The 9,740-nt window shown below is 63.2% G+C and carries 10 protein-coding genes; 5 read left to right on the plus strand and 5 right to left on the minus strand.

Features of this window, described 5'->3' with window-relative positions:
- Positions 1-35 precede the first annotated feature (35 nt).
- Positions 36-1,388 carry a glutamine synthetase family protein gene (locus FHX03_RS33575; protein WP_097629484.1) on the plus strand — a complete coding sequence of 451 codons (1,353 nt, stop codon included), beginning with the start codon at positions 36-38 and terminating at the stop codon, positions 1,386-1,388.
- Between the two features lie 19 nt (positions 1,389-1,407).
- On the opposite strand, the gene FHX03_RS33580 is transcribed toward FHX03_RS33575, so the two are convergent.
- Positions 1,408-2,352, minus strand: coding sequence for a diacylglycerol/lipid kinase family protein (locus FHX03_RS33580; protein ID WP_183857496.1), 945 nt, complete (start codon positions 2,350-2,352; stop codon positions 1,408-1,410).
- Positions 2,353-2,652: 300 nt separating this feature from the next.
- Between FHX03_RS33580 and FHX03_RS33585 the strand changes: the two genes are divergently transcribed.
- Positions 2,653-3,870 carry an MFS transporter gene (locus FHX03_RS33585; RefSeq protein WP_131711782.1) on the plus strand — a complete coding sequence of 406 codons (1,218 nt, stop codon included), beginning with the start codon at positions 2,653-2,655 and terminating at the stop codon, positions 3,868-3,870.
- Here FHX03_RS33585 and FHX03_RS33590 read toward each other — a convergent pair.
- Positions 3,789-4,244: a winged helix-turn-helix transcriptional regulator gene (locus FHX03_RS33590; RefSeq protein WP_097629481.1), complete on the minus strand. Its 456-nt coding sequence runs from the start codon at positions 4,242-4,244 to the stop codon at positions 3,789-3,791. The two genes, FHX03_RS33585 and FHX03_RS33590, sit on opposite strands and share 82 nt — an antisense overlap.
- Before the next feature lie 104 nt (positions 4,245-4,348).
- Between FHX03_RS33590 and FHX03_RS33595 the strand changes: the two genes are divergently transcribed.
- Together FHX03_RS33595 and mgtE are read left to right on the plus strand one after the other, a co-directional pair.
- Positions 4,349-5,362 carry a zinc-binding alcohol dehydrogenase family protein gene (locus tag FHX03_RS33595; RefSeq protein WP_097629480.1) on the plus strand — a complete coding sequence of 338 codons (1,014 nt, stop codon included), beginning with the start codon at positions 4,349-4,351 and terminating at the stop codon, positions 5,360-5,362.
- A gap of 285 nt (positions 5,363-5,647) precedes the next feature.
- On the plus strand, positions 5,648-7,021 hold the full coding sequence (gene mgtE, locus FHX03_RS33600) for a magnesium transporter (protein ID WP_183857497.1): 1,374 nt from the start codon (positions 5,648-5,650) through the stop codon (positions 7,019-7,021).
- Positions 7,022-7,184: 163 nt separating this feature from the next.
- Here mgtE and FHX03_RS33605 read toward each other — a convergent pair whose 3' ends face one another.
- Positions 7,185-7,706 (minus strand): Lrp/AsnC family transcriptional regulator, encoded by a 522-nt coding sequence (locus FHX03_RS33605; protein ID WP_179867185.1) that lies wholly within the window; start codon positions 7,704-7,706, stop codon positions 7,185-7,187.
- 95 nt (positions 7,707-7,801) lie between these two features.
- On the opposite strand from FHX03_RS33605, the gene FHX03_RS33610 reads away from it, so the two are divergent.
- On the plus strand, positions 7,802-8,707 hold the full coding sequence (locus FHX03_RS33610) for a DMT family transporter (RefSeq protein ID WP_097629478.1): 906 nt from the start codon (positions 7,802-7,804) through the stop codon (positions 8,705-8,707).
- 82 nt (positions 8,708-8,789) lie between these two features.
- On the opposite strand, the gene FHX03_RS33615 is transcribed toward FHX03_RS33610, so the two are convergent.
- Positions 8,790-9,404, minus strand: a complete 615-nt coding sequence (locus FHX03_RS33615; protein WP_097629477.1) for a L,D-transpeptidase — start codon at positions 9,402-9,404, stop codon at positions 8,790-8,792.
- Positions 9,405-9,541: 137 nt separating this feature from the next.
- On the minus strand, positions 9,542-9,740 hold a 199-nt coding region (locus FHX03_RS33620), incomplete at its 5' end, for a 4Fe-4S dicluster domain-containing protein (protein WP_183857499.1).

The following is a 9,740-nucleotide window of genomic DNA, read 5'->3' on the forward strand; positions in this document are numbered from 1 at the left end:
GGAGCTTGGCCTTGTCCCGGAGGATTTTCAAGGTCATGGCGAGCGGCAGGATGGACGGCAAGACCGAGGGCGGCGACCCACGTTTCGAAATCCTGATCGTCGGCATGAACGGCGATCTGCGCGGCAAGCAGCTTCCATCAGGCGCCGAAGGCAAGGTCTGGGCCGGCGAAATCCGCCTGCCGACCTCGACGCAATCGCTCGACATCTGGGGCGACGACAATGACGACATCACCGGCCTGTCGCTGACGATCGGCGATCCGGACGGCAAGGTCATCCCCGACAGGCGCAGCCTGGCGCCGATGCCCTGGGCGCCCGAAGGCTCGATGCAGGTGCTTGCCACCATGCATGAATTCGACGGCAGCCCGAGCTTCATGGATCCGCGCGCCATCCTCGCTTCGGTGGTCGAGCGCTATGCGGCGCGCGGGCTGACGCCTGTCGTCGCCACCGAGCTGGAATTCTACGTGATGTCCGGCGACTGGCGCGAAACCGGGCGCCCTTCCCCGCCTGAAAGCCTCACCTATCGTGGCGAGCCGAACGGTTTCCAGCTCTACGACATGAGCGCAGTCGATGCGCTCGACGGCTATCTCAAGATGCTGAGGGCCTATGCGAAGGCGCAGGGACTGCCTGCGGATGCAACGACGGCGGAATTCGGCCCCGGCCAGTTCGAGGTCAACCTGCTGCATCGCCCCGATGCACTGGCGGCCGCCGACGATTGCCTCTACCTCAAGCGCATCGCCGAGCAGGCGGCGCGCCGCCACGGGCTGAAATCGACCTGCATGGCCAAGCCCTATTCCGACCATGCCGGCTCCGGCCTGCATGTGCATGCAAGCGTCATCGACAGCCAAGGCCGCAACATCCTCGACGCCAAGGGCGGCGAGCCGACGCGGCTGAAATCGGTCACGGCAGGCCTGCTCGACACGATGCGCGCAGCGCAACTGGTCTTCGCCCCCTTCGCCAATTCCTATCGCCGCTTCCAGCCGGGCTCGTTTGCACCTGTCGATCTGACCTGGGGCAACGGCCATCGCGGCACGGCGATCCGCATACCCGACAAGGACGGGCCGGCCGCCCGCATCGAGCACCGCGTCGCCGGCGCCGACGCCAATCCCTATCTGCTGCTGGCGGCGATCCTCGGCGGCATGCTGCTTGGCCTCGACGGCGAACTCGATCCCGGCGAGGAGACGACGCCCGCCCACACGCCTGCCGAGACGACACGGCTGACCCATGATTTCCTCAGCGCGGTCGAGACCTTCCGCACCTCGCCCTTCATCGCCGATACCTTCGGCGCACGCTATCAGGCGCTTTATGGCGACACCAAGCGCAAGGAAGCACTCGCGCATCTGCGCACCGTCTCGGATTTCGATTACCAAACCTATCTCCCGCGGCTCTAAAACTTGCGCCGCGGCCGACTTACGCGGCGGGCTCGCGCCGTTCGGCCTCATCCACCTGCGCTGCCAGGCCCTGCTTGACCATAACCTTCAATTCGCCCGGATGCAGCCGGATCGAGACATTGCGTTCAAGCGGCAGCAGTTCGCCGTCCATCACGCAATTGGCCTTGGAGCGCAGTTTCGGGAAATGCAGTTGCACTTCGGCCGGGTGCATCACCATGACGTCGGCATTCTCGCGGACCTTGCCGCGCAGCATGTCGATGGCGAGGCGGGCGACACCGAGGGGCTTTAGCGGATTTGCCGTATAGAAGCCGAGTTCGCCGGTTCTGAGATTATCGGCGTAGAGCAGCGCATTCTCGCCGAAAGGATTGTTGGAGACCGAGATTGCCGACACCCAGCGGCGCTCCCGCATGCCGGCCGCCTCGAACTCGACTTCGAATTCCGGCGGATTGAACACGACACCCAAAGCCGCCTTCGTGCTCGCCCGGATCTTGCCCAGGCGGGAACGATAGCTGTAGGCGTTGCGGTAGCGCACCATGCGGGCGTGCAGGCCGGCGGAAAACTGGTGGATGAAGGGGCGTCCGTTGGCGCTGGCAATATCTACATTGTCGATCTCGCCGGTGGCAAGCACATCGAGCGCCTGCCAGATATCGAGCGGCACACGCAGCGAGCGGGCAAAAAGGTTCATAGTGCCGGCCGGCACGACGCCGAGCGCAATGCCGTTTTTCCAGGCGATCGATGCCGCGGCCGAAATCGTGCCGTCGCCGCCGCCGGCGACGATGCCGTCGATATCGTCACGCTTGGCCGCCCGCTCCATGGCGGGAATGATCTCCTTTCCGGAGAAGACGATGGCGTCGAAATCATGCCCCGCGTCGCGGAACGCCTCCTCCGCCCTCTTTTCGTAGGCCAGCATATCGGTGGTCCTGAAGGTGCCGCCGTCGCGATTGAAAAAGCCTACAAGCTTCATAAGGGCTCCCGTCCCTGGCGCGGAATTGTTCCTGCCTTTGCCTTGAGATGGTTGCGGCATCGGCGATTTCAAGCACAACCGCCTTTCCGAAGGAATGACTGAATTGCAAATATTGCAACGGACATATGCACATAGCAGGACGCTGCACTGCGAAAAATGCACTCGACGCCTGCCGGTACATCACGGATAGATCAGATATCGGAGAGATCGTCTCCACTTCCCGCCATAGACCACGATCGCCTCGCGGCCGCGCTTGCGCCTGAGGCCAATGCCAAGCAGCGACCGTCCCGAGGAGCGCTCATGAGTGAGATCGCCATCAATGATTCCATCGAAAGCCAGCCGGATGACGAGCTGCCATCGGCAACGACCGTCGCCCTGGTTCAGCTGGCGCTCGCCTGCGGCGGCTTCGGCATCGGCACCGGCGAATTCGCGATCATGGGGCTGCTGCCGAATGTCGCCGACACCTTCTCGGTGACGACGCCGCAGGCCGGCTACGTCATCAGCGCCTATGCGCTCGGCGTCGTCATCGGCGCGCCCGTTATCGCCGTGCTCGCCGCGAAAATGGCGCGCCGAACGCTGCTCCTGACGCTGATGCTGATCTTTGCCGCCGGCAATATATCCAGCGCCATGGCGCCGACCTTCGAAACCTTCACGCTGCTGCGCTTCGTCAGCGGCCTGCCGCATGGCGCCTATTTCGGCGTCGCGGCGCTGGTCGCCGCCTCGATGGTGCCGGTGCATCGCCGCGCGCGGGCCGTCGGCCGCGTCATGCTCGGCCTGACCGTCGCGACACTTCTCGGCACGCCCTTGACGACATTCTTCGGCCAGTCGCTCGACTGGCAGATCGCATTCTTCTCCGTCGGCATGCTCGGCCTGCTGACGGTAGTGCTGATCTGGTTCTACGTTCCCCAGGACAGGGTTTCCGAAGAGGCAAGCTTCCTGCGCGAACTCGGCGCCTTCCGCCGGCCGCAGGTATGGCTGACGCTCGGCATCGCCGCCGTCGGTTACGGCGGCATGTTTGCAATGTTCAGCTATATCGCCTCGACGACCACTCAGGTGGCGATGCTGCCGGAAACGGCCGTCCCGATCATGCTGGTACTGTTCGGCGTCGGCATGAATGCCGGCAATTTCATTGGCTCCTGGCTTGCCGACAAATCGCTGCTCGGCACGATCGGCGGCTCGCTCGTCTATAATATCGTCGTGCTGACCACCTTCTCGCTGACCGCCGCCAATCCCTATATGCTCGGCCTCTCGGTCTTCCTGGTCGGCTGCGGTTTTGCCGCCGGCCCGGCGCTGCAGACGCGGCTGATGGATGTCGCCGCCGACGCGCAGACGCTTGCCGCCGCCTCCAACCATTCCGCCTTCAATATCGCCAATGCGATCGGCGCCTGGCTCGGCGGCCTCGTCATCGCCTGGGGTTACGGTTTTGCCGCAACCGGCTATGTAGGCGCAGCACTTTCCTTCCTCGGCCTGTTCGTCTTCGCCGCCTCCGCACGGCTGGAGCGCCGCGCCGGCGCATAGAGCCCGTCTGACGCCATGCGCAGCTCACGCCCTTCAGGGCTGCAGAAGACGTAATCGTCGCCCCAGGCGGCGAGCGCGTCGACGACCGGCTTCAGCGTCATGCCGAGCGGCGTCATGGCATAATCGACATGCGGCGGCACGACGGGATAGACGGTGCGCGACACCAGCCCGGACTGTTCCAGTTCCCGCAGTTGCTTGGTCAGCATGCGCTGGGTGACGGCCGGCAGCTTGCGGCGCAGTTCATTGAAGCGCAGCGTGCCCTGCATCAGGTGAAAGAGGATCACCCCCTTCCATTTGCCGTCGAGAAAACCCAGCGTCGCCTCCACAGGGCAACCGGGGAAATTCTTGATGAATTTGGCGCGGGGCAACGACATTTTTACAGTATCCTTTTTGGTACTATGTACAGAATTTGTGCATTCTTGCGCTGTTTCAGCATAGTGCGCATCTAGCCTCCGTGCAAAGAACACAGGAGTTTGCCATGCGCGCCGTTGCGTACAATAGCCCACAACCCATTACCGCCGAAACCTCGCTGATCGATATCGAGCTGCCGATACCGGAAGCCCGAGGCCACGACCTGCTGGTCGAGATCAAGGCCGTTTCCGTCAATCCAGCCGATGTCAAAATCCGCGCTCATGTGGCGCCGCCCACGGACGAGCCAAGGGTATTGGGCTGGGATGCCGCCGGCATCGTGAAGGCCGTCGGCGCCGACGTCACCCTGTTCAAGCTCGGCGACCAAGTGTTCTATTCGGGCGCCCTCGCCCGCCCCGGCACGAATGCCGAATTCCATCTCGTCGACGAGCGCATCGTCGGCGCCAAGCCGAAGAGCCTCGATTTCGCCGCCGCTGCAGCGCTGCCGCTGACCACGATCACCGCCTATGAGGCGCTGTTCGATCGGCTGAAGGTGCAAGATCCGGTTTCGGGTGCGGCGCGCTCCATCCTCATCATCGGCGGCGCCGGCGGGGTCGGCTCGATCGCCATTCAGATCGCTCGGGTGCTGACCGATCTCACCGTCATTGCCACGGCGTCGCGGCGTGAAACGCAGGACTGGGTGAAGGATCTCGGCGCCCATCACGTCATCGACCATTCCAGCCCGATCGCACCGCAGGTGGCAGCGCTCGGCATCGGCGCCCCGGGCTTCATCTTCTCGACGACGAACACCGATCTCCATATCAGCGACATCGTCGAAGTCATCGCGCCGCAGGGCCGCTTCGCGTTGATCGACAATCCGAAGACCCTCGATGTCGTGCCCTTCATGCGCAAGAGCGCCTCTATCCACTGGGAGCTGATGTTTACCCGTCCGCTCTTCGAAACGCCCGACATGATCGAGCAGCACAGGCTGTTGAACAGGATTTCCGAGCTCGTCGACGCCGGCAAGATCCGCACGACACTTTCCGAAACCATTGGCCCCATCAATGCGGCGAACCTGAAGAAAGCGCATGCGATGGTTGAAACGGGCCGGATGAAGGGCAAGGCGGTGCTTGCCGGGTTCTGAGACCCGGTCGCCCGTGCAAATACCTCTCTTGGAATGTTGCATCGCGAGGTGCGACATTCTGGCGTTAAGCATTTCTCCCGCTTGACTTATTCCGCGTTCGGGACCACCTAGCATGACACGTGGATGACACTTGTCTTCCACCGATTTTAACGGAGCCATCACTCAGATGCCAAGCGACAGTAGCAGTCGATTGCCTTTGCCGTACGCGGCCCTCGTGCGCTGACCGACTCCTGTCGGCTCGCCCGTTCGGGACGCTACGGCGGATCGACGGAAAGGCGAGCCTCAATGAACATCAATCGCTTCCCACTTCGGGCAGGCCATGCCGCCCGTGCCTTCATCAACAACAGCCGCGGTGCAACGATCGCCGAACGCGTCGATGCGTTGAACGCGCTTGCCGTCCAGGACGCCGGCCGTGTGCTGACCGGCATGCCGCTCGACTATGCCGTCAATATTCTCGACCGGCCGGAGCTTCGCAACGCCGCGCAGATCCTGGCGCTGGTCAGTGCCGAGGATGCCGCACGGCTGCTGCATGGCATGTCCAACGACCGTGTCGCCGACGTGCTGCTCGAACTCGACGGCGAGACCCGCGCCCGGCTGTTTGCTAGCCTCGACGAACCGGTGCGCATCGCGATCCAGCACCTGATGGGCTATCCGCCGCGCACGGCCGGCGGCATCATGACGACGGAGTTCGTCAGCGTGCCGATGAACTGGACGGTCGCCCAGACACTCGACCATGTGCGCCAGGTCGAACGCTCGCGCGAGACCGTCTATGCGATCTATGTGCTCGACGAGATCAGCCATGCGCTGATGCATGTGGTGACGCTGCGCCGCCTCATCACCGGCGAGCCTGATGCTTCCATCCTCACGGTGGCGCAGAAGGGCACGCCGGTTTCGGCCGATCCGCTGATGAAGCAGGAGGATGTCGCCCGGCTGATCCGCAAACACGACCTGCTCGCCCTGCCGGTGACCGACGAGCACGGGCAGATGCTCGGCATCGTCACCGTCGACGATGTGATTGACACGATGATCTCAGACACGACGGAAGCGGCCCAGAGGTTCGGCGGCATGGAGGCGCTCGGCCAGCCCTATATGAAGATCGGCTTCGCCGGCATGATCCGCAAGCGCGCCGGCTGGCTCGCCGCCCTGTTCCTCGGCGAGATGCTGACGGCAAGCGCCATGCAGCATTTCGAAGGCGAGCTGGAAAGGGCCGTGGTGCTGACGTTGTTCATCCCGCTGATCATGAGCTCGGGCGGCAATTCAGGTTCGCAGGCGACCTCGCTGATCATCCGGGCCTTGGCGCTCGGCGAGCTGAAGCTTTCGGACTGGTGGAAGGTGCTGCTGCGCGAACTTCCCACAGGCATCGTACTCGGCGCGATCCTCGGCCTCGTCGGCTTCACGCGCATCGTCTTCTGGCAGTCGGCCGGGCTCTACGACTACGGCCCGCACTGGCAGATGGTCGCCATCACGGTGTTTGCCGCCCTGATCGGGATCGTCACCTTCGGCTCGATCTGCGGCTCGATGCTGCCTTTCGTGCTGCAGAAGCTCCGGCTCGATCCGGCGAGCGCCTCAGCCCCCTTCGTCGCCACGCTCGTCGATGTCACCGGGCTCGTCATCTACTTCTCGGTGGCGCTGCTCATCCTCAGCGGGACGCTGCTGTAGCACCCAAGACCCCTCGCCAACCCCTGCCCACAAGGGGAGGGGCTTAAACTGCCGCACCCGCATCCCAAATATTGACCCTTGGTGGGGAGCGAGACGGTGCCCCAGATTAGTCCCTCCCGCTTGTGGGGAGGGGTTTTTATTAGCGAGAAAAACTATTGGGAAATCATCTTCCCTCGGGCAGCTTCAACGGTCCGTGTGTCTTGATGCTGCGGATGGCGAAGTTCGAGCGGATGTCGCTGACATTCGGGAGCGTCAGAAGCGTTTCCGTCAGAAGCCGCTCGTAGGCGGCAAGATCCTCCACCACCACTTCGGCGAGGAAATCGGCGGTGCCCGAAATCAGGAAGCAGGAGACGATTTCGGGGATGGCGAGCAACGCCTTCTGCTGCGCCTCGGAATTCTCGCGGCTGTGATGAACGACCTTGAACTCGACGAAGACGGTCAGGCCGAGCCCGACTTCCTTGCGGTCGATATCGGCCGTGTAGCCGCGGATGATGCCGGAGCGTTCGAGATTGCGGATGCGGCGCAGGCAGGGCGACGGCGAAAGGTTCACCTTCTCGGCGATCTCGACATTGGTCGCCCGCGCATCCTCCTGCAGGCACTTCAGTATGGCGATATCGAATTTATCGAGATTTGGCATTTTCGCGATCCCCGTTGGCGTCGTTTGGCAGAAGATTGCGCGTAGCATGATTTTTGAGCCAGAGATAGCAAGGACATGCCCTGCCCTCTCGAACTAATCTTCTCCTCGACCGGAACGCTCCGGATGAAGGAAGGGACAGGACGATGAGCACGATTGCATTTACGAACGACAAGTCGCCATCGCAGGCACTGGGTTATGCCGGCGGCACCGTTACCGTACTGATCTGGGCGACATGGTTTCTTGTCACCCGCCACAGCGCCGCAACGCCGCTCGGCTCGATCGACATCGGGCTAATCCGCTTCGGAATTCCCGCACTAGTGCTGTCGCCGGTCTGGCTGAAGACCGGGCTGCTGCCGAAGTCCGTGCCGCTGCATCTGCTGGCGATCATGGTGTCCGGCTCGGGCGCCGTCTTCTTCCTGCTGACCACGCTGGCAATTCATTCGACGCCGGCTGCCTCTTCGGGCATTCTGCTCGGCGGCTCGATGCCGCTCGCTGCGGCGCTGATCGGTATAACCCTGTTTGGCGAAAGACCCGACACCACCCGCATCGCCGGGCTCGCCGCGATCGTCGCCGGCGTGCTGATCCTGCTCACGCACAGCCTCGCGGATGCCTCGCTGCCATGGACGAGCTTCCTGCTGCTCCCGGCCGGCGCTTTTCTGTGGGCGAGCTATACGCATGCCTTCCGCCGCTCGGGCCTGACGGCCGTGCAGGCAAGCGCGCTAATCGCCGTCTGGTCCTTCCTGATCATGGGCGTGCTTGCCCTCATCTTCGGCATCTCCCTGCCGCAGGCGCCTCTCCCGGAAATCGGCCTGCAGGTGCTAAGCCAGGGCGTTCTTTCCGGCCTCGTCGCCATGGTCGCCTACGGCACCGCCGTCAGAACACTCGGGGGAACACAGGCCGCCGCCTTCACGGCGCTGACACCGGTGCTGGCGACGCTGGGCGGTGGCTTCCTGCTTGGCGAACCGATCGGGCTAACGGAAATCAGCGCCGCCGTGATCACCGGCATCGGCGTGGCACTTTCCACCGGGATCGCCGCCCGGCACCGCTGACCGCCAGCCGGACCTAACAAAGTCGAAAGTCGCCGACAGCCATCGCTGCGGCGGCTCTTTCAATGAAACTGATTTGGACCGCTCAGGCCTGGATGACGACGACCCTGGCGCCGACTTCGACACGGCTATAGAGGTCGATCACGTCATGGTTCATCATGCGGATACAGCCGCTCGACATGGCGAGACCGATTGATTGCGGCTGGTTGGTGCCGTGAATGCGGAAATGCGTGTCGCCGCCGCCGCGATAGAGATACATGGCACGTGCGCCGAGCGGATTGTTCGGGCCGCCCGGCATGCCGCCAGCGAGTTTGCGATAGCGCTCTTCGCGACGCTGCATGTTTTCGGTGGGCGTCCAGCTCGGCCATTCCGCCTTGCGGCCGATATAGGCGTTGCCGGCAAAGGCCAACCCCTCGCGGCCAACACCGACGCCGTAGCGCACCGCCCGGCCGTCGCCGAGGACATAGTAGGCGCGCCGTGCCGGGGTATCGACGATCACCGTGCCCGCTGCATGGGTGGTTTCATAGGCCACTTCCTGGCGGCGGAGCTCCGGCTTGATCTTGTCGATCGGCACCTGCTTCAACGGGAATTTTTCATCCGGAAGTGCGGCGTAATTCGTCTGGCTGTTGAGGCCGGTCGAGGAGCAGCCGGCGACAAAAAGCGGCAGAGCGATCAGAAAGCCCCGGCGGGAGATCGTCATGAAATGTGTCCTTAGTGCGTCAACAAGATGTCGCAAGCTAAGGAAATTATGGTTAACGAACGGCTAACGGCAGCCCGCAGCAAGTGACCACGAAGGCGGCAGCACCTAAAAATTGTCGGCGGTGGGGATAATCCGCCTCACATATTCGGATATACCGGCCCCTCGCCGCCCTGCGGCGGCACCCAGTTGATGTTCTGGTTGGGGTCCTTGATGTCGCAGGTCTTGCAGTGGACGCAGTTCTGGGCGTTGATGACGAAGGTCTCCTGCCCGTCCTTCTCCACCCATTCATAGACCCCGGCCGGACAGTAACGCGTCGACGGGCCGGCATAGATATCG

Origin of the sequence: Rhizobium sp. BK456, assembly GCF_014194045.1 — a bacterium.
Classification (GTDB): Bacteria; Pseudomonadota; Alphaproteobacteria; order Rhizobiales; family Rhizobiaceae; genus Rhizobium; species Rhizobium redzepovicii.

Bases quoted from the DNA above. Each gene is read 5' to 3' on its own strand.
- FHX03_RS33605 (WP_179867185.1), bottom strand. From the start codon at position 7,706: ATGCTACGCGCAATCTTCTGCCAAACGACGCCAACGGGGATCGCGAAA.
- FHX03_RS33585 (WP_131711782.1), top strand. From the start codon at position 2,653: ATGAGTGAGATCGCCATCAATGATTCCATCGAAAGCCAGCCGGATGAC.
- FHX03_RS33595 (WP_097629480.1), top strand. From the start codon at position 4,349: ATGCGCGCCGTTGCGTACAATAGCCCACAACCCATTACCGCCGAAACC.
- FHX03_RS33580 (WP_183857496.1), bottom strand. From the start codon at position 2,352: ATGAAGCTTGTAGGCTTTTTCAATCGCGACGGCGGCACCTTCAGGACC.
- mgtE (WP_183857497.1), top strand. From the start codon at position 5,648: ATGAACATCAATCGCTTCCCACTTCGGGCAGGCCATGCCGCCCGTGCC.
- FHX03_RS33575 (WP_097629484.1), top strand. From the start codon at position 36: ATGGCGAGCGGCAGGATGGACGGCAAGACCGAGGGCGGCGACCCACGT.
- FHX03_RS33610 (WP_097629478.1), top strand. From the start codon at position 7,802: ATGAGCACGATTGCATTTACGAACGACAAGTCGCCATCGCAGGCACTG.
- FHX03_RS33590 (WP_097629481.1), bottom strand. From the start codon at position 4,244: ATGTCGTTGCCCCGCGCCAAATTCATCAAGAATTTCCCCGGTTGCCCT.
- FHX03_RS33615 (WP_097629477.1), bottom strand. From the start codon at position 9,404: ATGACGATCTCCCGCCGGGGCTTTCTGATCGCTCTGCCGCTTTTTGTC.